Raw genomic sequence first — 24,056 nt, 5'->3', positions numbered from 1 at the left:
CCATGTCACTGGCCGAAATCCGCCTGGATGACAAATACCGCCTCGCTACTGGTCACCTCTATCTGACCGGCACTCAGGCGCTCACCCGCCTGCCCATGCTGCAGAAGCAGCGTGACGCCGCCTTCGGACTCAATACCGCCTGCTTCATCTCCGGCTACCGCGGCTCGCCCCTGGGCGGCCTGGACAAGAGCCTGTGGGACGCACGCGAGTACCTCAAGGAAAACCACATCCACTTCCAGCCCGGCGTCAACGAAGAGCTGGGCGCGACAGCCGTGTGGGGCAGCCAGCAGGCCAACCTGTTTCCTGGGGCGCGCTACGACGGCGTGTTCGCCATGTGGTACGGCAAGGGGCCGGGCGTCGACCGCAGTGGCGACGTGTTCAAGCACGGCAACTCGGCCGGCGTTTCCAAGCACGGCGGTGTACTGCTGCTGGCCGGCGACGACCATGGCTGCAAGTCCTCGACTATTGCCCACCAGAGCGAGCATGCGTTCATCGCCGCGTCGATCCCGGTGCTCAACCCTGCCAACGTCCAGGAAGTGCTGGACTACGGCATCATCGGCTGGGAGCTGTCGCGCTATAGCGGCTGCTGGGTGGCGCTGAAGACCATCGCCGAGAACGTCGATTCCTCGGCCGTGGTGGACGTCGACCCGCTGCGTATCCAGGTGAAGATTCCCGAGGATTTCCAACTGCCGGAAGACGGCGTGCACATCCGCTGGCCCGATCCACCCTTGGCGCAAGAAAAGCGCCTCAATGTCTACAAGATCTATGCCGCGCGCGCCTTCGCCCTGGCCAACAACCTCAACCAGGTCAAGCTCGACTCGCCCAACCCGCGTCTGGGCATCATCACCACCGGCAAGTCCTACCTCGATGTGCGCCAGGCCCTGGATGACCTCGGCTTGGACGAGGCGCTGTGCGCCAAGGTTGGCTTGCGCGTGCTCAAGGTGGGCATGAGCTGGCCGCTGGAACCGGTGTCGGTGCACCAGTTCGCCGAAGGTCTGGATGAAATTCTGGTAGTGGAAGAAAAACGCAGCATCATTGAAGACCAGCTCACCGGTCAGCTCTACAACTGGCCGGTGGGCAAGCGTCCGCGTGTGGTCGGCGAGTTCGACGAGCAGGGCAATTCTCTGTTGCCGAACCTCGGCGAGCTGACTCCGGCGATGATCGCCCGGGTGATCGCCAAGCGCCTGGCGCCGATCTACAGCAGCCCGACCATTGAGGAGCGTCTGGCCTTTCTCGATGCCAAGGAAAAGGCCCTGGCCGCGCCCAAGCACAAGACCATACGTACACCGCATTTCTGCTCCGGCTGCCCGCACAACAGCTCGACCAAGGTGCCGGAAGGCAGCCGCGCCCTCGGCGGCATCGGTTGCCACTATATGACCCAGTGGATGGACCGCAGCACCGACACCTTCACCCAGATGGGCGGCGAGGGCGCCACCTGGATCGGCCAGGCGCCGTTCACCGATACGCCGCACGTGTTCCAGAACCTCGGTGACGGCACCTACTTCCACTCCGGCCACCTGGCCCTGCGCGCAGCCGTGGCCGCCGGGGTCAACATCACCTACAAGATTCTCTACAACGACGCAGTGGCCATGACCGGCGGCCAGCCCATCGACGGCGAGCTGCGTATCGACCAGCTCAGCCAGCAGGTGCATGCCGAAGGCGTCAAGCGCATCGCCCTGGTCAGCGACGAGCCGGACAAGTACCCGACCCGCGCCACCTTCGCGCCGGGCGTGACCTTCCATCACCGCCGCGAGCTGGACGCCGTACAGCGCGAGCTGCGCGAGTTCAAGGGCGTTTCGGTGATCCTCTACGACCAGACCTGCGCCACCGAGAAACGCCGTCGGCGCAAGCGCGGCAAGCTGGTCGACCCGGCCAAGCGCGCCTTCATCAACCCGGCGGTGTGCGAGGGCTGTGGTGATTGCAGCGTCAAATCCAACTGTCTGTCGGTGCTGCCGCTGGAAACCGAGCTGGGGCGCAAGCGCGAGATCGACCAGAGCGCCTGCAACAAGGATTTCAGCTGCCTGGAAGGCTTCTGCCCAAGCTTCGTCACCGTCCACGGTGGCAGCCTGCGCAAGCCCGAGGCCGTTGGCCTGAGCGCGCTGTTCATCGCCTTGCCGGAGCCGAAGCAACCAGCCCTGAGTCGCCCCTGGAACATCCTCCTGCCCGGTGTCGGCGGTAGCGGTGTGACCACCGTCGGTGCGCTGCTGGGCATGGCTGCGCATATCGAAGGCAAGGGCTGCACCGTGCTCGACCAGGCTGGCCTGGCGCAGAAATTCGGCCCGGTGATCACCCACATCCGCATCGCCGCGCAGCAGAGCGACATCTACGCCGTGCGTATCGCCGCCGGGGAGACCGATCTGCTGTTGGGCTGCGACCTGGTGGTGTCCTCCAGCGAGGAGGCGTTGGCCAAGCTCAACGACAAGATCGCCCACGCGGTGATCAACAGCCATGAGGCGGCCACTGCCGAGTTCACTCGCAATCCGGACGCCCAGGTGCCCGGCGCTGCCATGCGCGAGGCGATCAGCGAGGCGGTGGGCGAGGGCAAGACCCGCTTCGTCGACGCCACCCGCCTGGCCACTCGCTTGCTCGGCGACAGCATCGCCACCAACCTGTTCATGCTCGGCTATGCATACCAAAAAGGACTGGTCCCGGTCTCTGCCGAGGCCATCAACAAGGCCATCGAACTCAATGGCGTGGCCATCGAGCTCAATCAGCAGGCTTTTCTCTGGGGGCGTCGTGCCGCGCATGACCTGGCCGCGGTGGAGAAAGTCGCCGCGCCCAAGGTGGTCGAGGCGCCGCATTGCAGCACGCTGGAGGAAATCGTCGCCGATCGTATGCAGCGTCTGACTGCCTACCAGAGCGCGGCCTATGCCGAGCGCTATCGCGAGCTGGTCGAGCGCGTACGCAAGGTCGATACCGATGCCGAGCAGCGCCTTAGCAAGGCCGTGGCGCGTTACTACTTCAAACTCCTGGCCTACAAGGACGAGTATGAAGTGGCGCGGCTGTATAGCGATTCGACCTTCCGCAAGCAACTCGAAGCCCAGTTCGAAGGTGACTACCGGCTTCAGTTCCACCTGGCGCCGAGCTGGTTGAGCAAGCCCGATGCGGTGACTGGTGAGCCGCGCAAGCGCAGCTTCGGTCCGTGGATGCTCAAGGCGTTCAGCGTACTGGCGCGCTTCAAGTTCCTGCGTGGCAGCGCCCTCGATCCCTTCGGTCACAGTGCAGAACGTCGCCTGGAACGCGAACTGATCGAGGAATACGAAGCCAACGTGGCCTACCTGCTCGCCGAGCTCAACGCTGACAACTACCGCACGGCAGTGGCGCTGGCCGAGATTCCGGAGCAGATCCGCGGTTATGGCCACGTCAAGGAAGCGGCACTGGCCAAGGCGCGTCAGCAGGCGACGCAGCTCAAGGCGCGGTTGACCGTCAGCGAGATCGCCGCGGTGCAGTTGTTCGAACCGGCAGCCTGAGCCGCAAACCCATCCCCTTTGCCACCCTCTCCCACGCGGAGAGGGGCGGCCTTTTACATCCGAGGTAACCCGATGTCCGTCTTCACTCACGTCGACTTCGATCAGCACGAACAGGTGGTCTACGGCCACGACAAAGCCAGCGGCCTGAAAGCCATCATCGCCATTCACGACAGCACGCTCGGCCCGGCGCTAGGCGGTTGCCGCATGTGGAACTACAGCAGCGACGAGGAGGCGCTGCGCGATGTGCTGCGCCTCTCGCGCGGCATGACCTACAAATCGGCGCTGGCCCGCTTGCCGCTCGGTGGCGGCAAGGCGGTGATTATCGGCGACCCGCATCACGGCAAGAGCGAGGCGTTGTTCCAGGCCATGGGCGATTTCGTCGACAGCCTCGGCGGGCGCTACGTCACCGCAGCGGATTCCGGCACCGGCGTGGCCGAGATGCGCATCATGGCCGAGCGCACTCGCCACGTGGCTGGCGCCGGGCAGCGTGAGGCATTCGGCGGTGGCAGCCGTGACGGTGATCCGTCTCCATCGACCGCCTATGGCGTGTTCATCGGTATTCAGGCGGCCGTGGCGCATCGCTTGGGGCGCCAGGATCTCTCCGGCATCCGCGTGGCCATCCAGGGCGTAGGGCAGGTCGGTTTCGGCCTGGCCAAGCTGCTCAAGGAAGCCGGTGCGCACCTGTGGGTGACGGATATCGTCGAGACCAACGTGCAGCGCGCCGTCAGCCAGCTTGGCGCCACTGCGGTCGGCCAGCATGAGATCTACCGCCTCGATGTGGACGTGTTCGCGCCGTGCGCGCTAGGCGCCATCATCAACCTGCAAACGCTGGAAGCCCTGCGCGCGCCAATCATCGCCGGCGCGGCCAACAACCAGCTGGCAGACGCCAGTCTGGCCGAGCTGCTGCGTCGTCGTGAGTGCCTGTATGCGCCGGACTACGCGATCAATGCCGGCGGCATCATCGATGTCTGCTACGAGCGCACTGGTGGCAGCGCCGCGCAGCTCAAAGCACATATCGAAGAGATTGGTCCGACGCTGACGGAAATATTCCAGCGCGCCGAGCGCGAGGGCGCGACCACCACTGCGATTGCCGACCGCATGGCGTTGGAGCGCTTGCGCGGTGGCCTGCAACCAGTGCGTGCTGCAACCGCCGCCAAGGCTGTGGCTCAGGGCTGGCAGCGCTAGACGCTGAGCGGGGCACGACATGACAAATGCGCGCGCCGCCGCTAAGATGCGGCCCGGCCGTAGCCAATACGGCCGTGTCCCCTTAGTTCAACGGATAGAATAAGCCCCTCCTAAGGGCTAGATGCTGGTTCGATTCCAGCAGGGGACGCCATCGATTTGATCAACACAAAGCCGGCTCTTGCAGCCGGCTTTGTCGTAGATGGCCTCCTGTCAGGTGCGAAGCCAGGTGTCGCGAGTGCGTAGGGCCGGTTCAGGCGTGTTCCAGTGCCTGTTCCGAGCGTTGTGCGGGCAGCAGAACCAGCGTGCGGGTATGCAGGGCTTCCAGCGAGGCGCGATGCCCGACGCTGATCACGATGGCGTCCGGCAAAGCACGGCGCAATTGCCGGTAACAGCTCATTTCGCTCGCTTCATCCAGTGCGGAGCTGCTTTCATCCAGGAACAATATCCTTGGCTGCAGCAACAGGGCGCGCACGAAGGCGCAACGCTGCTGTTCGCCGATGCTCAGGGTCTGCGACCAGTCCAGTTCGCTGTCGAGTCGTTCGCTCAGGTGGCCGAGGCCGCACTGCTGCATCGCCTCGAGCAGTCGCGGATCTGCTTCCGGGTGCGGTGCGGAGGGGTACCAGAGCATGTCGCGCAAGGTGCCGAGGGGCAGGTAGGGTTTTTGCGCGAGCGTGAGCGTGTTGCCCAGATCGTAGCGTGCCACACCGGCTGCATGGCTCCAGACGCCGGTGAGGGCGCGGATCATGGTGGATTTGCCGAAACCCGAGGGGGCGCGGATCAGTAGACTTTCGCCCGGCTGCAGATGCAGGTCGAAGCCATCGAGCAGCATCCTCCCTTCCGGTAGCCATAGCGACAGGTCCTTGACTTCAAAACCATCGGAGTTGTGCTCGAGGCATACCCCGTTCTCATCACCAACGCTTCCCAAGCGCCGTTGGAAGCCGATCAGACGATCGACGACCGCTTTCCATTCGGCGACCTCGGGAAACACCTTGACCAGATAGGCCATGGCTTCGTGAACCTCGCCAAAGGCGGCGCTGAGCTGGGTCAGGCGGCCCAGGGGGAAGGCGCCGGCGAAGAACTGGGGCGCCATGATGAACATGGGGATGATCATGGCGCTGCGCATGTAGAAGGTGGAGTAACCGAGCACGATTTTTTGCTGCTTCACCAGGGACCAGAAGTTCTCCAGTGCCGCTCCCAGGCGCTGGCTGAAACGGGCGTGCTCTTCGCTCTCACCCCGGTACTGGGCCACGGCTTCGGCGTTTTCGCGCAGACGCATCATGGCGAAGCGAAAATCCGCTTCACGGCGCTGCTGGATGAAATTCAGACGTGGCAATGCGCGCCCCAGCCAGAAGGCGCCGCCGGTGCCGAGGATGGAGTAGAGCAGCGCTGCCCATACCAGCAGGCCGGGGATCACCAGTTCTTCGCCCGCGAAGGGAATGCGCACCAGGCTCGACGCCTGCCAGAGGATGTGCAGGAAGGAGAACAGCGACAGCAGGGCGGTCAGCAGGCCCAGGCTGAGTTTCAGCGACAGGGTGATGAGCAGGTTGATGTCGTCGGCGATGCGCTGGTCGGGGTTGTCGGTTTCCGGAACCGTAAGCTGCAGCTTGAGATAGCGATGGCGTTGCAGCCAGAGTTGCAGGGTGTTCTCGGTAGCCCAGCGGCGCCAGCGCAGGGTGAGTTTCTGCTGGAAATGGAAGGCGGCCACGGTGAAGGTGGCCAGGCCCAGTTGCAGGAAGAGGAACTGCACGCCACCGATCAGGAAGGCGTCGTAATCCAGCGCCTGCAGGGCATTGTAGAAGTGCAGGTTCCAGAAGTTGTAGAGCAGGTTGACCCCGACCAGGCACAGGTTCATCAGGATGGTGCCGAACAGCAGCAGGAACGCGGGGCGTCTTTCGGCAGAGGACCAGAACGGCCGGGCGAGCAACCAGAAATCACGTAATGTCTGCATGTGGCCTCGAGTTGCCCGGCGTGAAACGCGTTGAGTTTATAGAGGGGCGGCTATACCATCAACGCTAATCGTTCTCATCGTTATGACCCGACGCGGCGGAGGCAGGCCATCGAACTTCCGGACTGGCTGTGCCAAGCATGGCCACCCATCCAGCGCGTGATGCAGGTCGAGAGCCAGGGGCGCGCGGCGGTACCGCTGCCCGACCTGGCCGATACCAGTGTGCTGTACCCCATGCTCGAGCGTTTCGCCGAGCTCTATCCGGGGATCAAAGGCCCCCCAGTCGCCTCCCAATGGTCGATGAATTACCTCAGCATCATGCTGCCAGCCACGCTGGCGGCGGTGTTGACCCGTGATCTGGCCATTGCCTTCTGGGAGCGGGAGGTCGCCTTGTTACACGAGGCTGGCCAGCCCCGGGCGTTGTGGCTGCCGACGCCGCAGGCCTCACTGGCCGCCGGGCAGCGCGATGACTACTGGGCACGACTGCTGCATGAGCATCTGGAACCGCTGTTCACCAGCATTGCCACCTGGGGTGGGCTGGCGCCGAAGGTGCTATGGGGTAACTTCGCCGCTATCTGGGATGGCGCCTTCTCTCGCATCGACCCCAACCTGGAGCGTGAGGGATTCGCCGAGGCCCACCGCTGGTTGGAGCGTGCCGTGGTGGCTGAGGGACGTCTGAAGCCCAGAAGCCTGCAGTGGATGGTCGACTCGCCGGCGCCCGAGGTCTGTGCTCGCATCCCCTTGCGCCGTCATTGCTGCCTGCACTACCAGTTGCATGCCCCGGTAGCCGGCAAGCCGCAGGTGCTGTGCGAATCCTGCCCGAAGTTGCATCGCCTGCCGCAGGCGGAGCAGGCGAGCTATCTGCGTTATATCTACGGGGCCGAGGGCTAGTACCGCTCCGGCAATTCGGGAAATCGTCCGGCGCCTGAGGGCTGCTCCCGGATTGCATCCGGGCTACGAAACTGTCTTGGCAACCCCCAACCGACGCCTTACCAGCTCCAGCACCGGATCCGGCTGCTCGAAGGCGAAGAAATGCCCGCCCTCGAAGCCGTGCAGTTCGCAGCCCGCTCTGGTTTCCGTCTGCCAGTCGTGCAGCGTTTCCTCACCCACATGGGCATCGTCATGCCCGGCCAGCACGCTTATGGGCACGTCGAGTCGTGGGCGCTGCTGGTAGCGGTAGCGGCTCAACAGGGCGAAATCGGCGCGGATGGCCGGTAGCAGCAAGGCCATCAGTTCCTGATTGGACAGCACTTCGGGCGGGGTGCCGGCGTAGTCGCGCAGTTTGATCAATAGCTCACCGTCGCTCAGCAGGTCGTAGCGCGGTGCACCGACGCGGTGGCGCGGCGCGCCGCTGGCCGAGACGAACAGATGGCGAGGAGAAGCCAGGCCGCGTCTGACGCAGTGATGGGCCAGCTCGAAGGCGACCAGGGCGCCGAGGCTGTGGCCGAAGAAGGCATAGGGGCGGTCGTCGTGACGGGCGATGACCTGGCCCAGTTGCTCGAGCAACTGGGCGAAGTCGTGCAGCGGCGGCTCGCCGAAGCGTGCGCCACGTCCTGGTAGCTGGATGGCGCAAAGCTGGATGCTCGGCGCCAGTTTGGCGAACCAGGGCATGAAGCTGCCGGCGCTGCCACCGGCGAAAGGGAAGCAGAACAGGCGCAGGCGCGCGCCGGGCAGTGGGCGGGTCTGGATCCATGCCGAGTCAGCAGGGCGTTGCTCGTACAGAACCTGGGCATGCATGGCCGGTCTCCTCAGTAGGCCGCAGCCGCGAGCGGCTCGGTGCTGGTTTCGGACACGGCGCCCTGATCCACCTTGATCAGACGATCGGCCAAATGGAAGTAGGCGTCGTCGTGGGAGATCACGATCACCAGTTTTCCACGCTGGCGCAGATCAGGAAGGATCTTGGTGTAGAAGAAGCGTTTGAACACCGGGTCCTGATCCGCCGCCCATTCGTCGAACAGGTAGCAGGGGCGGTCGTCGAGGTAGGCGGCCAGCAGGGCCAGGCGCTTGCGCTGGCCGGTGGAGAGATCGAGGGTGGACAGGCGACCGCCTTCTATATTGACCTTGTGCGCCAGTTGCAGGTGCGCCAGGTAGTCACGGGCTTGCTGCATCAGTTGTGGGTCATCGCCGTCGAGCAGGTGCTCGAACAGGCAGAAGTCGGTGAAGATCGCCGAGAAATGCTGGCGGTAGAGATGATTCTGGGTGCTCGCGGACACCTGCTCGTCGAGCAGCAGGTCGCCGCCTTCGGGTTGATAGAGCCCGGTCAGCAGCAAGGCCAGTGTGGTCTTGCCGCTGCCGTTGCCACCGGTGATGAAGACCACCTCGCCAGCGCGTAGTTCGAGGTCGAACGGGCCAAGGGTGAAACGGCCTTCCTCCCCCTCGCGGTAATAGCTGTGGCGCACCTCGCGGCACTGCAAGCGTGCCACGTGCCGGGCCGGCGACAGGGTATCGGCCGGGGTGCCGGTGACTTCCAACTGCCCTTCGAGTGCGCGGATCTTGCGCAGCGAGACACTGGCCCGGCCGAGGATGGGCAGGGCATTCATCAGCTCGGACAGCGGTGTGATCATGTACAGCAGGGCGAGGATGTAACCGGTCACCAGCGTCGCCCCCAGATCGATGAACTGGGGCGCCAGGAACAGCACCGTGCCGATCAGCAGGTAGAAGATGCCGTTGCCCCAGTTGAGCACCAGGGCGTAGATGCTCATGCCGCGTACGAAGTCGCGGCGGTACTGCTGGCTGATGGGGTAGAGCAGGCGCTCGAAGAACTGCAGGCGCCGCGAGTGGTTGAGCTGCAGCTCCTTGCTGCCATCGGTGAGCAGGCGGTACTGGTCGAATAGCTGATCCTTCAGCTCGCGGGCCTTGCCGATGGAGGTCAGGGCCTTGCGCTGGGGCCAGTGGAAGCTGGCGGCGCCGAGCAGGATCAGGGCCGCGGTCAGGCCCAGCAACGGCAGGCTGAGCCAGCCCAGATAAGCCAGGCAGGCCAGCACGATGCCGCTGTTGACCAACATCACCGGCACCAGCTCCACGGCCTGGCTGATGGTCTGCGTATCGTCGGTGAGCATCGCCAACAGGCGGTGCTTGCCCAGGCGTTGCAGGCGTGGATAGGGCGTATCGATCAGCTTGCCGCTCAGGTGTAGACGCATGTCGCTGATCGCGGTTTGTCCCAGGCGCAGCAGGCTCACGTCGGAGACGATGCGTGTGCTCACCACCAGGACCACCAGGCCGGCGAACAGCAGCCCATCGGCCGGGCGCAACTGGCTGAAGCCGGCCAGGGAGTGGTTGATGTTGGCGATCAGGCCGGCCGCTGCCAGGCCGCAGGCCAGACCGGTGGCGGTGGCGATCAGCAGGGTGCGCCAGGAACGTCGCGCCAGTAGCAGTAACAGATCCATCTCAAGTCATCTCGTGGTTCAAAGGTTCACGCCGTGGCGTACCCAGATTGGCCAGGCTCTCGACCAGGGCCCGTTGCCAGGCATCCTGACGCAGGATGTCCAGGTGTTGCGCGGCAATGGTCTGCTCGCGGCTCGGGCCTTGGCTGAGGCTGCGCCAGTCCGGCGCGTTGAAGTCCTCGGCCTGCAGGGTCGCACTGGCCCACCAGAGGTGCAGTGGGCAGCGTAGCGTGGCAGGACGGAAGGTGCCGATCAGCGTCTGGGTGTGGGCATGCTGGCGCAAACGGTATTCCAGTTGCTCCCAACTGTCGCCTGCCAGGTGCAGGCCCTGCTGGCGAGCCCATTGCGCCAGGGCCAGTGGCCATTGCTCTGGCCTGTGCTCGAGCAGGTGAGCGCGCGCTGCCTCGGCCTGCGTCGACAGCCGCTGCTGACTGTCGGCATCGAGTTGTTCGGCGGCCGATTGCAGCAACGCTTCCAGGCGTTGTGTCGCTGTGCTGCGTTGGGTCTGCGAGTCGACGATGCCGAGAAACGCGACTTCCTCGCCGGCCTGCTCCAGTTGCGCCGCGGCGCAGAACGCCAGCAGGCCGCCGAGCGACCAGCCGAGTAGGTGGTACGGGCCCTGCGGTTGCTGCCGGCGCAATTGCTCCACATACACTGCGGCCAGGGCCTCGAGCGTGTCGCGCCCCGGTTGCGGGCTGCCTTCGGCCAGATAGGTGGCCTGCAGGCCCCACAGGTTCCAGTCGCCCAATAGGTCGCTCAGAACGCGGTAGTCCTGCACATGCCCGGTGGACGGGTGGAAACAGAACAGGTTGCCTTTCGCTCCATCGGCTCGCGACAGCGGTACCAGTGGCGAGAGTTGCATCTGTGCCTGCACCAGCTCGGCGAAACGCGCCACGCTTGGCGCATCGAACACGGCATTGACCGGCACCGTCGTACCCAGCGCGTTCTGCAGGCGGCTGGCCAGCTTCACTGCGGCCAGCGAGTGGCCGCCGAGGGCGAAGAAATCGTCCTCGATGCCGACTCGTTCCAGACCCAGCACCCCGGCCCAGATATCTGCCAGCAACTGCTCCAGCGGTGTACGCGGCAGGCTGTCGCCGACCTGGTCGAGTGTCTGCTCGGCCCACTGGGCGAGGGTCTTGCGATCCAGCTTGCCGTTGCCCAGCAGCGGCAGGGCATCGACCAGGCGCAAGGCCGGCCGCATGTGCTCCGGCAGACGCTCCTGCGCCTGGCGCTGAAGCTGGGCGAGCGTGCTGGCCTGGCCGTGCTCGAGGGTAAGGAAGGCGAACAACTGCTGGTCGAACGGGCCGCTTGCCACGCAGGTAACGGCGGCCTGGGCCACGCCGGGCAGGCGGGCAAGCTGCGCCTCGATATCGTCGAGTTCCACGCGAAAGCCGCGAATCTTCACCTGGCGATCAACACGGCCGATGATCTCCAGGCTGCCGTCCGGGCGGTAGCGCGCGCGATCACCGGTGCGATAGAGGCGCTCGCCGGGTAGCTGCGGGTGGTCGCCGAAGCGCTCCCGGGTCTGCTGTTCGTCCAGGTAGCCCCGTGCCAGTTGCGGCCCGGCGAGGTAGAGCTCGGCGGCCTGGCCGGGTGCGGCCTGGTTGCCCTGCTCGTCGAGCAGATAGGTGCGCATGCCGTCCAGACGGTCGTCGAGGGGCAGGTGGTGGTAGTCGATGGACGGGTCGAGACGATGCATGAGCACGCCGATGGTGGTTTCGGTCGGGCCGTAGTGGTTGTACACCGTCAATTCGGGGGCGAGGCGCCGCAGGCTTTGCAGCAGGCGCTGCGGGCTGTGCTCGCCACCGAGGATCAGTTGCCTGCGTGGCAGGGTGGCGGCGGCCGCACTGTGCGCGAGCCAGGCGTCGAGCAGCGAGGGCACGGTCTTCAGATGATCGATCGGATGACGTGCCTGGTAGGCCGCCCAGGTTGCCGCATCCAGGCTGGTGGCCTTGTCTACCACGTGCAGCTCACCGCCGCTGAGCAAGGCCGGGAACAGCAGGGTATAGCTGAGGTCGGCGGCCAGCGAGGTGACCAGTGCGCTGCGCTCGCCGGGCGCCAGCGCCAGGCGCCGGAGCAGGCTGTCCACGTAGCTGCCGAGCTGGCGATGTTCGATCACCACGCCCTTGGGCGTGCCCGTGCTGCCGGAGGTATGCAGCACATAGGCGGCGCTGTGGGCGGCGATGGGCAGCTCCAGTGGGCTGTCCGGCAGGTGCTGCCAGCATGGCAGGTCATCCAGGTCGAGGCTTTCCAGGCCGGCTTGCGTCGGTGCCGGGGCGCTGCCGTCGACGAGCAGGAAGGCCGGCCGGGCGGCAGCCAGGATCGCCTGGCTGCGGGCCAGCGGCTGCTGGTTGTCCAGGGGCAGGAAGGCCGCGCCAATCTTGAGCACGCCGAGCATGGCGACGATGGCGTCGGCATTGCGCTCCAGGTGCAGGGCCACACGATCCTCCGCACCGATGCCGCGCGCGTTGAGAAAGCGCGCCAACTGGTTGCTGCGCGCCTCCAGTTGCGCATAGGTCAACTGCTGGCGGGCGTCGCACAGCGCCAGGCGTTCGGCGAAGCGCGATGCTTGCTGGCTGAAGCGCAGGGGGAAGGCCATGAAGGCGGTGTCGGGCCGTTCGCTGCGCTGGCTCTGCACTGCGGCCAGGGTGGTGTCGAAACTCGGGCTGTGCAGCGCCAGAGCCTGCAACTGTTGTTCAGGATCATCGAGGGCGGCGAGCAGCAGGGAGCGGTATTGCTCCAGCAGCACCCGTGCGCTCTGCAGGTTGTAGCCGCTGCTGGCGAAGGCGAGGTTGAAGCGGTAGGCGATGGCGCCTTGTGCGTCGCTGAAGGCCTCCGGGGTGAGCAACAGGTCGAAGGCCTGGGCCGCCGAGTTCAGTTCCACTACCGAGAGCGTCGTGCCCGGCATGCCGGCCACCGGCAGCGCCTGGGGCAGCAGACCGCCCCACTCGAAACCGTAGCGACTGGCATCTGGCGATGGGTCGCTGGTGATGTCGCAGTATTCCTGCCATTCGCGTGCGCGGTCGCACAGGCGCTGCACGCCATTGAGGGCCTCGCTGAAGCGGCTCTGCGCGGGGAAGCGCCAGGCCAGGGGCAGGGACTTGGCGAACGCGCCCCAGCAGCCGGCCAGTTCGTCGTAATCGTCGCGGCAATCATGCACCCAGTTCATCGTCAGGGCCGGCGTTTCCCCCGGGCTCAGACGTTGCAGCAGGGCGCACCAGGCCGTCAGCAGCACCTCGGCGGGAGTCACCTGATGCTGGCGGCAGAAGGTCTCTAGCCGCGCCGTCAGTTCCGGGCTCGCATCCAGTTGGGCTATCAGATGGCCTGCCGTGGCGTGCAGGCGTGCCTGGCGATAAGGCAGTTCGCCCGCCTCGTACTCGCCCAAGGCCTGTTCGCGCCAGTAGCGGCGGCCCAGTTCGGCGTCTTCCTCGTCCTGCAGTTCGTATAGCCAGGCGCTGTACTGGGTGTAGCTCATGTCCTCGTCATCGGCCTGCGCCTCGCCCGCCAGCGCCCTGGCCAGACGCAGCAGGGTGCCGCGGTCGGCGCTCAGTGCCGGCAACTGCAGGTGCAGGCGCTGGTGCCCGCTGCCCAGCACCTGGCACTGCAGGTGCACGCCGGTTTCGGCATGCACTGCCTCGCTCGGCGAAACGATCCGTTGCAACGGCACGCGCAGCCCCGGCGAGGGGCACAGCCGCAGGCGCAGTACCTCATGGCGTGCCACCAGAGCCTGCAGGCGACCGTGCAGCTCCGACAGATCGACCGCACCGTGCAGATCGAGGATCAGCGAGGCGGCAGGCAGACCCGACTGCCAGCGCAGGCGTTGTTGCGGTGAAAGCTGGAACTGCTCCATCAGAGACTCTCCTCCAGTTCCAGGTCAGCGCGCGTGGTGTTTTTCTCGAGTGCATCGAGTGCCTCGCGGCGCATCATCTGGCCCATGGCGACGCAAATCTTGCGTTCGCCCTCAAAGGGGTCGCGGGCATGGGCGACCAGCATGTTGTCGAGCATCACCACATCCCCCTTCTGCCAGGCGAAGCGTACGGCGCAGGCCTCGTAGACCCGGCCGATCTCGGCCATCACTTCGTCTTCGATGGGGCTGCCGTCGCCATAGCAGACGTTGCGTGGCAGGTGCTCGGGGCCGAACAGTTCCAGCAGGTTGCTGCGTACCTCCGGCTCCAGGCAGGCCGGGTGGTGCAGTTGCACCTGGTTGAAGAAGGACGCTTCGCCGGTGTCCGGGTGGTGGACGATGGCCGGGCAGCGCTGGGCGATGCGCAGGCTATCTTCGCCGAGCCATTGCCACTGAGTGCCAGCCTCGCGGCAACGCTGCTCGACCTCTTCGCGCTGTTCGGTTTTGAAGAAGTCCTGCCAGCGCACATCGAGCTTGTCGGTGAAGTGGCGAACGTAGAGCAGGCCTTTGACGCGCAGCTTCTCGACGATCGGTTGCGGCAGGTAGGCAAGCACCTCGCGGCAGTCGACGATGGGGGTGCAGCCGCCCTGCAGCGCGGGTTTCTCGCAGTAGAACCACTGCTTGCGCGGCCACTGTGCGAGGTGCGAGCTCTCGTTGTGGAACAGGATCATGTGCTGCTCCGGGTAGGGCGTGGAGTGGTAGATGTTCTTGCCCGAGTTGTTCTTCGGCAGGTCGCCGTAGGTGCCGTAGAGGTCGGGTTCGATGGCCTGGGCGAACTGCTCGAAGGCACTGGCGTCCGGCAGGTCGAAGCCTCGGAACAACAGGCCGCCGTGGCGCCGTAGCTGTTCGCCGATCCAGCCACGGGCCTGCTGCGCCCAAGTCACCGGGTCCAGCTCGCTGAGGCGTGGCTCGATCAGCAGCGGCAGGGCGCGCTCGGCTGCCAGGGGGGCGCTGCGCACCTGTTCCTCGGGGTGCTGGCTGACGGCAGTGGCGCGGGCCTGCTTGAGCTTGCTCAGTTTGGACAGCTTGCGCGAGGCGCGGCTTGCCTCGTCCTGGGTGGATGCATCGTACATGGGGCTGTTCTCCGTGACGGCTGGGCTGCGCAGACGCCAGCCCCAGCCTTGCAAGGCGTGTTCGGGGGCCTCGATGACCCGTTGCAGCAGTTCGTCGAAGCCGCGTTGCAATTGCTCGATGGTGTCTGGCTGGAACAGGCTGGTGCGGTACACCCAGCGCAGCGTCAGGCCTTGCTCGTCTTCCTCGGCGAACAGGGCCAGGTCGAACTTGCTGGTTTCCTGGCGTGGGGCCAGGTGCTCGACGTGCAGGCCGGGCAGTTCGGCGGACGAGCGGGGCGTGTTCTGCAGGACGACCAGCGCCTGCACCAGCGGGTTGACCCCGGCCTGGCGCGGCGGCTGCAGGGTCTCGACCAGCTTGTCGAACGGCACCTGCTGGTGCTGGAAGGCGGCCAGGGTCTCGTCGCGCAGACGCTGCAGGCGGGCGCTGAAATCCTCTGCCGGGTCGAGGCGCGCGCGCAGCGGCAGCACGTTGACGAAGAAGCCGATCAAGTGCTCCAGGGCGGGCTGTTCACGGTTGGCCAGGTCGGTGCCGACCAGGAAGTCGTCATCGCCGGTGACCCGTTGCAGCAGGCAGTTGAAGGCGTTGAGCAGCACCATGAACAGCGTCGCGCGCTGCGTCTGCGCATAGGCTTGCAAGCGTTCGGCCTGGGCCCTGGGCAGGCTCTGGCGCAGCGCCGCGCCATGATAGTCGGCCTGCGCCGGGCGCGGCTTATCCAGCGGCAGGCGCAGCAGCATCGGTGCGCCCTGCAACTGGCTGCGCCAGAAGTCGATGTCGCGCGCCAGGCGCTGCTGCTGCGCGGGGCTGCGCTGCCAATGGGCATAGTCGGCGTACTGGATGGGCAGGGCCGCCAGTGCCGGTGCCTGCCCGGTGCGGTAAGCGCTGTAGGCGGCGATGGCTTCCTCGACCAGGATGCCCATGGACCAGGCATCGGTGGCGATATGGTGCAGGGTGAACTGCAGCACATGGCGTTTCTCGCCCAGGCGCAGCAGGCGCGCGCGCAGCATGGGTGGGCACTGCAGGTCGAAGGGGCGCGCGGCTTCCTCGTCGATGCACTGCTGCACCTGCGCGTCGTCATCCGCCGCCAGCGATTGCAACGGCAGTTCCAGGCGCACGTCATCCGCTATGACCTGGCGCGGCGTGTCGCCTTCGAGAATGAAACCGGTGCGCAGCGACTCGTGGCGATCCAGTACATGCTGCAGGGCGGCGCGCAGCGCCTCGACATCCAGCTCGCCATCCAGGCGTACCGCGGTGGAGAGGTTGTAGGCTGCGCTGGGGCCTTCCAGCTTGTCGAGGAACCACAGGCGCTGCTGCGCGTAGGACAGCGGCAACGCTTGGCTGCGCGGCACCGCCACGATCTCCTCGATGGCGGCGGCTGCATTGGGTGCCTGGGCATCCACCACCTTGGCCAGCTCGGCCACGGTGCGATGCTCGAACAGGGCGCGCAGCGGCAGCTCGACGGCGAGCCGGCGGCGGATGCGCGCGATCACCTGGGTGGCCAGCAGCGAATGACCGCCAAGGGCGAAGAAGTCGTCGTCGACGCTCAGTGAGCTCAGACCGAGCAGGTCCTGCCAGAGCTCGGCCAGGGCCTGCTCGGTGGCCGTGCGTGGGGCCACCTGGGCTTGGGCGGATGCCTCGCTGGGCAGACCCAGGGCGGCCAGTGCACGGCGGTCGACCTTGCCGTTGGCATTCAGCGGCAGGCTTTCCAGGTGACGCCAGTGGCCAGGAACCATGTAGCTCGCCAGTTGCCCGCGCAGGTGCTCGACCAGCAGCGCCTGCGCCGTGTTGGCGTCCAGCGCCGCGTCGCGGAGCACGTAGCAAGCCAGCAGTTGCAGGTCGCCGCGGGCGTCCGGCAGGGCCAGAACCACGGCGCTGTCGACCTGCGGGTGGCGCATCAGGCGGTTCTCGATCTCGCCCAGTTCGATGCGGTGGCCACGGATCTTCACCTGCTGGTCGCGGCGGCCGAGGTATTCGATCACGCCGTCGGCGCGGTAGCGGCCGATATCACCGGTGCGGTAGAAGCGCGCGCCCGGCTCGAACGGGTGATCGACGAAGGCCGCACGGGTACGCTCGGCATCGCCCAGGTAGCCGCGGCCGACCCCCACACCGGCGACGCACAGCTCGCCTGGCACGCCGATGGGTTGCGGGCGCAGGTCGGCATCGAGGATGTACAGCTGGTTGTTGGCGGTTGGCCGGCCAATCGGCATGTGCGCGCAGTCATCTTGCGGCGCCTCGTGGATGGCATGGAAGGCCACGTCGTCGGAGCACTCGGCCGGGCCGTAGGCGTTCATCAGCGAGGTGCCGGGGAAGCGGCTGCGCCAGTCGCGAGCCAGTGCCGGTGGCAGCGCCTCACCGGTCGGCAACAACCAGCGCAGGCTGCCGAGCTGGTGCTGCGGGCCGGCTTCCTGCAGCAGGCCGCGGATCAGCGCGGGCACCGCCTCGAGCAGGTTCAGGCGCTGGGTTTCGATGGCATCGAGCAGGGCAGCCGGATCGTGCGCGACGGCGTCCGGCAGGATGTGCACGGTGGCGCCGACGATCGGTGCGGCGAGGAACTGCCAGATCGAAATATCGAAGGCCGGCGAGGCGGTCTGGGCGATGCGATCCTCGCTGCACAGGCCCAGGGTCGGCACCTTGCCGAAGATGTTGTTGAGCATGCCGCGCTGCTCCACCAGGGCGCCCTTGGGCGTACCGGTGGAGCCGGAGGTGAAGATCACGTAGGCGAGCTGGTCGGGGCGATGGGCGTACTGCACCGGCGCCGCATCGCCTTGCCACAGCTCCTGCACCACCAGGCAGCCAGGCTGCCGGCCGACGCCTGCCAGTACCCTGTCGAGCAGCCCGCTGGCCTTCTCGTCCACCAGCAGCAGCGGCGCGCCGCTCAGCTCCAGCAGTTCGCCCAGCCGCTGCGGCGGGTGCTGGATGTCCAGCGCCTGGAAGGCCGCGCCGGCCCTGAGCGTGGCGATCATCATGCACAGCAGCGCCAGGCCGCGCTCGGCGGCCAGGGCCACCAGGGTATCCGGGCCGGCGCCGGCCTGTTGCAGGGCGTGGGCGATGGCGTTGCTGCGCCGGTCGAGTTCGGCGTAGCTGAGCTTTTCTCCGGCGCAGACCGCAGCCGGGCGTTGCGGGTGGGCGCGCACCTGATCGGCGAACAGGGCCGCGTAGCTGCGCTGCAGCGGGAAGTCGACGGCGCTGTCGTTCCAGTCCACCAGCAGTTGCCGGCGCTCGGCCTCGGGCAGCATCTGCAGGTGGCCGAGCGGCGCTTCGGGTTGCTCGAGCATCCCGCCGAGCAGTTGCACCAGGTGGCCCAGCATGCGTTGCACGCTGTCCGCCGTGAATCGGCCCTGGTCGTAGGACAGGCGGATGCCCAGGCGGTCGCCGGGATAGAGCACCACCGTCATCGGGAAGTTGGTGTGCACCCGGTCTTCGTAGATGTCGATGCTGAAACCGTCGAGGCGGACGCTGGCGACGTCCAGCGGGGCGTTCTCGAACACCACCAGGCTGTCGAACAACTGTTGCCCACGGGGAATCTCGCTGCCCCGCTGGATCTCCACCAGCGGCGCGAACTCGTGGTCGCGCAGCTCGGCGTTGTGCGACAGCAGCGCCTGCAGCCAGTCGATCACCGGGCGCTCGGGGTCGACGTCGACCCGCAGCGGCAGGCTGTTGATGAACAGACCGACCATCTCCTCGACCCCGGCCAGCGCGGTGGGGCGACCGGCCACGGTGACGCCGAAGAGCACGTCGCGGTTGCCGCTGTAACGCGACAGCAGCAGGGCCCAGGCGCCCTGGATCCAGGTATTGGGGGTGAGCTGGTGGGTCTGGCAGAGCTGCTGCAGGCGCTGCGTGAGGGCCACGCTGAGGGTGGTGTTGCAATCGCCGACCACGTCCGGCGCGCGATCCGGCTGGGCCACGGGCAGATCGACCTGCAGCGGCGTGGGTGCCTCGAAGCCCGCCAGTTGGTGGCGCCAGAAGGCTTGCGCGCCGTCCATGTCCTGGCGGGTGAGCCAGCTCATGTAACCACGGAACGGGCGCCAGCGCGGCCGCGCCACCGCTTCGCCGCGCGCCAGGGCCTGGTAGATGGCCAGCAGGTCTTCCATCAGCAGGCCGAAGCACCAGGCGTCGGTGAGAATGTGATGGAAGCTGCGCACCATGCTGAAGCGCTGCTCGGCCAGCTGGAACACGCGCAGGTAGGTGAGTGGCGCACGGCTCATGTCGAAGCCGCGTTGGCGTTCGTCGGCCAGCACGGCATCCATCGCTTCGCGCTGACGCTCGGCATCGAGGTGACGCCAGTCATACCACTCGAAGGCCAACTCGGTATCGCGATAGACGCACTGCAGCGGTTCATGGTCTTCCTGCCACCAGAACGCGGTGCGCAGCATCGGGTGGCGCTCGAGGAACAGCTTCCAGGCACGCTCCATGGCCGGCCGCTGCAATTTACCGTCCCAGCTGTAGCGCTGCTGCATCAGGTAGATGCCGCTATGCGGTTGCAGCAAGGTGTGCAGCAGCATGCCCTGCTGCATGGGCGAGAGCGGGTAGAGATCTTCCAGGCGTGCCCAGGGCAGCGGCTCGCTGGCCAGGGTTGCGGCCTGCCCATGGCACAGTGGGAAGGCCGAACTGGCCGGACGCAGCTCGGCGCTGTCGGCCAGCGCGGCAAGGGCCCGCAGATGTGCCACCAGGCCAGGCAGCCAGGTATTGGCCAACGGCCCTTTGGCACGCAGATGCAGGCTGTTCTCATGCCAGCAGGCGTCGAGGGTCAGCCCTTCGGCCATGGTCGGTTCATGGCTGGCGGCCTGGATGTCGGCGAGCACCGCCTGCTCCTCGCGGTGCGCGTCCCAGTCGCCGAGCCAGCGCAGGGCGAGGGCCGGCGTCGGCAGCTCGCGCAGGGGTTCCAGCAGGTAGGGATTGTCCGCCAGGTGGCGCAGGGTGCCATAGTCCGCGCCGAACTGCGGATAGGCGTGCAACTGCGCGGCCAGGTCTTGCAGACGAGCCAGTGCGTCACCGCTCGGGGCCTGCAGGTAGAAGGGCACCGACAGTGCCAGCGTGCCCAGCATCCGTGCCGGATCCAGGTCTGCCTGGGCGATCGGCGCCTGCAGCGGCAGGCGGTTGGCGTCCGGGCGACCGGCCTGCACGGTCAGGGCCAGCGGTGCGCCACTTTCAACCCCCAGACGGTCGACCAGGCTGCTGACCAGCAGGGCATTCCAGTCCAGTTGCAGGGTGTCGACCAGGCGCTTGAGGCGTGTCGAGGTGTCCGCGTCCAGGTGCTCTTCTGCCTGTCCATCCTGCTGCCCGGACAGATCGAGGGCGGGCAGCTCCAGCCCGGCGAATTGCAGCCAGTGTTCCCAGACCTCGTCCAGGCGCTCGCTGCTGGCGTCCTGCTGCTGGTGTTCGCACCAGGCGCCGAGTTCGCCGCCGCTGTAGGACAGGCGCAGCGGCCGTTGGTAGCGCAGTTGCGTGAGCGCCAGGTTGAGGTCGGCGAGCAGCACGGGCCAGGCCGCTTCGTCGAGGCACAGCGGATGTGCGACCAGCAGCAGCCGGTCGCCTGCCGCGCTGCGCAGCAGGCTGGCCTGTAGGCCCTGCCCGGCGGCCAGGTCGAGGCGGGCGAAAGCGGCCTCGGCCAGCGTCTGCAGGGGCTCGTCGTGGTGCCTGCACTCGCTGACTTCGATGGCGGCGGGCGCGTTCAGTACCTGCTGTTGCCACTCGCCATCGGCGCTGCGTTGCAGGGCCAGGCGCAATGCCTGGTGATGGCCTTGCAGCGCCGTCAGGGCCTGGGACAGGTGGCTGGCTGCCAGCTCGCCGTCGATGCGCAGGCAACGCCAGCTCGGCCGCAACTCGGTGCTTTCCAGGCGTGCACGCTGGCCGGCGCTCAGGGGTATGACGAAACCGTCGCCCTGTTGCCGGGCGGCGGCGCTTTCGGCGCCAGCACCGAGCACCTGGGCGATGTCGGCGATGGTGCGGTTCTCGAACAGTTGCTTGGGTGTCAGTTTCAAGCCCTGCTGGTTGGCACGGGCGATGATCTGCAGGTTGAGGATCGAGTCGCCACCGAGGCTGAAGAAGTTGTCGTGCACCCCGACCCGTTCGACCTTCAGCACCTCCTGCCAGATGCGCGCGAGCAGGGCTTCGACCTCGTTGCGCGGCGCGACATGGCTGGCGCTATCGGCGGCCGGTGCGCTGGGCAGCGGCAACTGGCGCAGGTCCGGCTTGCCGTTGGCGGTCAGGGAGATGGCGTCGAGGGTGATGACGTGGGCCGGCACCATGTAGTCCGGCACGCGGCGGCTCAGGTCGTCGCACAGCTTGCTGGCCGACAGCGACTGGCTGGCCACCACGTAGGCCACCAGGCGCGGCGTGCCATCCACTTCCAGCACGCGCACCAGCACCTGCTCGATCAGCGGCGAGAGGCGGCGGATCTGCGCCTCCACCTCACCCAGCTCGATGCGGTTGCCACGGATCTTGACCTGGTTGTCGACGCGACCAAGGAAGGCCAACTGGCCGTCGGCCAGCCAGCGCACACGGTCGCCGGTGCGGTACCAGCGTTGCCCGTCGCTTGCGACGAAGCGCTCGGCGCTGAGGTCGGCGCGGTGCAGGTAGCCACGGGCCAGATCGCCGGCGATCCACAGCTCGCCGGGAACGCCGATGGCCACTTGGCAGCCATTGCCATCGACCACCCGCAGGCGGCGGTTGGCCAGGGGACGACCGAGGGCGACCAGACCGATGTCGGCCGCCAGCGGGGTGGCCAGCGCCCCCACCGTGGCCTCGCTCGGGCCATAGTGGTTGAACAGGCGCAAGGTCGGCGCCAGGGCGCCTACCTGGCGCAGCAGTTCGGGCTTGAGCGCGTCGCCACCGAATACCAGGCGTTGGCGAGGCAGCAGGCGTGGATCGGGGTGGGCCTGGAGCAGGCCCTGCAGATGGCCGGGAGTGATCTTCAGCACATCCACCGGGTGCTCGCCGAGGAAGTCGGCCAGGGCCAGCGGATCGAAGCTGGTGTCTTCGTCGACCAGGATCAGGCTGCCGCCGTTGCACAGCGCGCCGAACAGTTGGGTGTGGCCGAGGTCGGCCGCCACCGTCGAGAGCAGGCCATAGCGCGCCGCTGGAGGCGGATCGATCAGATCGGTGACGGCAGCGAGGTAGCCGACGATGGCGCGGTGCTCGACCACCACGCCCTTGGGCGTGCCGGTGGAGCCGGAGGTGTAGATGACGTAGGCCGGGGCATCCGCATCGTTGCCTGCCTGTACCGCCATGCTGGGCAGGGCGGCGATGGCGCTTGCCTCATCGTCCAGCCACAGCCGGACCGGGCTTTCGCCATGGGGCAGGCGCGATTCCAGCGTGCGCTGGCTGATCAGCAGGTCGGCGCGGCTGTCCTGGAGAATGTCCGCCAGGCGCCCGGCTGGTTGCTTGAGATCCAGCGGCAGGTAGGCGGCGCCGCACTTGAGGGTGGCCAGCAGCGCCACCACGAAGTCGACGCTGCGCTCCAGGGCCAGGGCGAGCAACTGGCCGCTGCCGAGACCCTGGGCTTGCAGGCGATGGGCCAGGCGGTTGGACTCGACATCCAGTTCGGCATAGCTCAGGGCACGGGAACGATCCTGCACCGCCAGGCGCTCGGGATGACGCTTCACTCCGTCGACGAAGCGTTGCTGCAGGGTGCTGGCGGCGACCGCCAGGTGCGCGCCCTGGCCATGGGCCTCCAGGCGCAGGCGTTCTTCTTCGCTCAGCCAGTCCAGCGCCTGCACCTTGGCCTGCGGCTGCTCGGCCATGGCCAGCAGCAGCGCACGCAACTGGGCGCTGAGCAGGGCGATCTCGGCGTCGCTGAAGCGGCTGCGGTCATAGCTGAACAGGTACTGAAGGCATTCACCGGGCACCACGATCAGCGACAGCGGGAAATGGTTGCGGCCCTGGGTCAGGCGGATGCCATCGGCCCGGCGCTGCTCGGGCGGGGCGCTGAAGCGCAGGCCTTCGGCATCCTGGTTGAGCGCATCGGTGACGGGGAAGTTCTCGAACACCAGGATCGAATCGAACAGGGCGCGCTCGGCCGGCACCTGGCTCAACGGTTTGAGGCGGCTCAGCGGCAGATAAGCGTGCTGGCGCAGGTCGCTGTTGCAACGCTGCAGATCCTGCAGCCAGTCGCTGAGCGTGCGGCTGTCGTCCAGGCGCACACGCAGCGGCAGGGTGTTGATGAACAGGCCGACCATGTTGTCGACACCGGCCAAGCCGTCCGGGCGACCGGCGACGGTGACGCCGTAGACCACCTCGTCACGCCCGGCGTGTTGCCCCAGCAGCAGCGCCCAGGCGCCCTGGATCAATGTGTTGACGGTCAGGTGCTGGCTACGGGCGAACTGGTTCAGGCGTTCGGTCTCGGCGGCGTCCAGGCATGTTTCGCGCTCGGCGTACGGGTGCGCCTGCGGCGCCTCGGGCGGTGCGGCGAAGCTCGGCAGTGGCGTGGGTTCGCTGAAGTCTTGCAGTTGTTCGCGCCAGAAATTCTCGGTGGCCTGGACATCCTGCTCGGCGAGCCAGGCGATGTAGTCGCGGTAGCTGCGGCTTGGCGGCAGGCCGGCATTGTCGCCGCGCACCTGCTGATAGTAGAGGGCCAGCCATTCCTGGATGGCGACGCCGACGCTCCAGCCGTCCATGAGGATGTGGTGAAAGGTCCAGATCAGGTGCCAGCGCTGCTCCGGCAGGCGCACCAGGCACAGGCGCATCAGCGGTGCGTCGTTGAGTTCCAGCGCCTGGTCGCGCTCCTGCCGCGCGCACTGGCGCAGCGCCTCCTCGACCTCGTCGCGGTCGCGCCAGTCCAGCTCGCTCAGTGGCAGGGGGACTTCGTGTTGCACCACCTGGTAGGCGTCGTCCAGATCCTCCCAGAGAAAGGCGGTACGCAGTACCGCATGGCGCTGCATGAGCGCCTGCCAGGCACGGCGGAAGGCACCGGTGTCGAGCGGCCCGGTCATGTCCAGGCTGAGCTGCTGGTAATACACGCGCGAGTCCGGTTCATAGACGCTGTGAAACAGCAGACCGTGCTGGGTGGGCGAGAGGGAGTAAATGTCCTCGATGTTGCTCATGATTCTGGTTCCAGTCCGTAGGCCGTGAAAACGTGTGGAGTGCAGGGCGGGCGCCGG

8 protein-coding genes and 1 tRNA gene are annotated in these 24,056 nt (G+C 66.8%); 4 read left to right on the top strand and 5 right to left on the bottom strand.

All coding sequences use genetic code 11. The features are described from left to right. Positions 1 to 2 precede the first annotated feature (2 nt). The 3 genes from BM186_RS14610 (at position 3) to BM186_RS14600 (ending at position 4,806) form a co-directional block, all read left to right on the top strand. Positions 3 to 3,470 carry an indolepyruvate ferredoxin oxidoreductase family protein gene (locus BM186_RS14610; RefSeq protein ID WP_074916172.1) on the top strand — a complete coding sequence of 1,156 codons (3,468 nt, stop codon included), beginning with the start codon at positions 3 to 5 and terminating at the stop codon, positions 3,468 to 3,470. Between the two features lie 72 nt (positions 3,471 to 3,542). After that, positions 3,543 to 4,655 (top strand): Leu/Phe/Val dehydrogenase, encoded by a 1,113-nt coding sequence (locus BM186_RS14605; RefSeq protein WP_074916170.1) that lies wholly within the window; start codon positions 3,543 to 3,545, stop codon positions 4,653 to 4,655. 76 nt (positions 4,656 to 4,731) lie between these two features. Continuing rightward, positions 4,732 to 4,806 (top strand) — tRNA-Arg (locus BM186_RS14600). 99 nt (positions 4,807 to 4,905) lie between these two features. Here BM186_RS14600 and BM186_RS14595 read toward each other — a convergent pair. Beyond that, positions 4,906 to 6,603, bottom strand: a complete 1,698-nt coding sequence (locus tag BM186_RS14595) for an ABC transporter ATP-binding protein/permease (protein WP_074916169.1) — start codon at positions 6,601 to 6,603, stop codon at positions 4,906 to 4,908. Positions 6,604 to 6,834: 231 nt separating this feature from the next. On the opposite strand from BM186_RS14595, the gene fhuF reads away from it, so the two are divergent. Continuing rightward, complete coding sequence (fhuF, locus tag BM186_RS14590) at positions 6,835 to 7,491, top strand: siderophore-iron reductase FhuF (RefSeq protein ID WP_074916261.1); 657 nt, start codon at positions 6,835 to 6,837, stop codon at positions 7,489 to 7,491. 63 nt (positions 7,492 to 7,554) lie between these two features. Here the strand turns inward: fhuF and BM186_RS14585 are convergent, their stop codons facing one another. The 4 genes from BM186_RS14585 to BM186_RS14570 are packed head-to-tail and all read right to left on the bottom strand — an operon-like array spanning position 7,555 to position 23,999. Then, complete coding sequence (locus BM186_RS14585; RefSeq protein WP_074916167.1) at positions 7,555 to 8,337, bottom strand: thioesterase II family protein; 783 nt, start codon at positions 8,335 to 8,337, stop codon at positions 7,555 to 7,557. An 11-nt stretch (positions 8,338 to 8,348) separates the two neighbouring features. Beyond that, entirely contained in the window at positions 8,349 to 9,986 is a 1,638-nt protein-coding gene (locus tag BM186_RS14580) for a cyclic peptide export ABC transporter (protein WP_074916165.1), read from the bottom strand. A gap of 1 nt (position 9,987) precedes the next feature. Then, a complete protein-coding gene (locus tag BM186_RS14575; protein ID WP_074916163.1) occupies positions 9,988 to 13,833 on the bottom strand; it encodes a non-ribosomal peptide synthetase in 3,846 nt (1,281 codons plus the stop codon). Beyond that, positions 13,833 to 23,999, bottom strand: coding sequence for a non-ribosomal peptide synthetase (locus BM186_RS14570; protein ID WP_074916161.1), 10,167 nt, complete (start codon positions 23,997 to 23,999; stop codon positions 13,833 to 13,835). The genes BM186_RS14575 and BM186_RS14570 overlap by 1 nt, the downstream gene beginning before the upstream one ends. Positions 24,000 to 24,056 lie beyond the last annotated feature (57 nt).

The organism is Ectopseudomonas toyotomiensis, assembly GCF_900115695.1.
Lineage (GTDB): Bacteria > Pseudomonadota > Gammaproteobacteria > Pseudomonadales > Pseudomonadaceae > Aquipseudomonas > Aquipseudomonas toyotomiensis.
Note: the sequence above shows the minus strand (reverse complement) of the source record. Positions and strands in the feature narration are given on the sequence as shown.

Bases quoted from the DNA above. Each gene is read 5' to 3' on its own strand.
- BM186_RS14610 (WP_074916172.1), top strand. From the start codon at position 3: ATGTCACTGGCCGAAATCCGCCTGGATGACAAATACCGCCTCGCTACT.
- BM186_RS14605 (WP_074916170.1), top strand. From the start codon at position 3,543: ATGTCCGTCTTCACTCACGTCGACTTCGATCAGCACGAACAGGTGGTC.
- BM186_RS14595 (WP_074916169.1), bottom strand. From the start codon at position 6,603: ATGCAGACATTACGTGATTTCTGGTTGCTCGCCCGGCCGTTCTGGTCC.
- fhuF (WP_074916261.1), top strand. From the start codon at position 6,835: ATGCTCGAGCGTTTCGCCGAGCTCTATCCGGGGATCAAAGGCCCCCCA.
- BM186_RS14585 (WP_074916167.1), bottom strand. From the start codon at position 8,337: ATGCATGCCCAGGTTCTGTACGAGCAACGCCCTGCTGACTCGGCATGG.
- BM186_RS14580 (WP_074916165.1), bottom strand. From the start codon at position 9,986: ATGGATCTGTTACTGCTACTGGCGCGACGTTCCTGGCGCACCCTGCTG.
- BM186_RS14575 (WP_074916163.1), bottom strand. From the start codon at position 13,833: ATGGAGCAGTTCCAGCTTTCACCGCAACAACGCCTGCGCTGGCAGTCG.
- BM186_RS14570 (WP_074916161.1), bottom strand. From the start codon at position 23,999: ATGAGCAACATCGAGGACATTTACTCCCTCTCGCCCACCCAGCACGGT.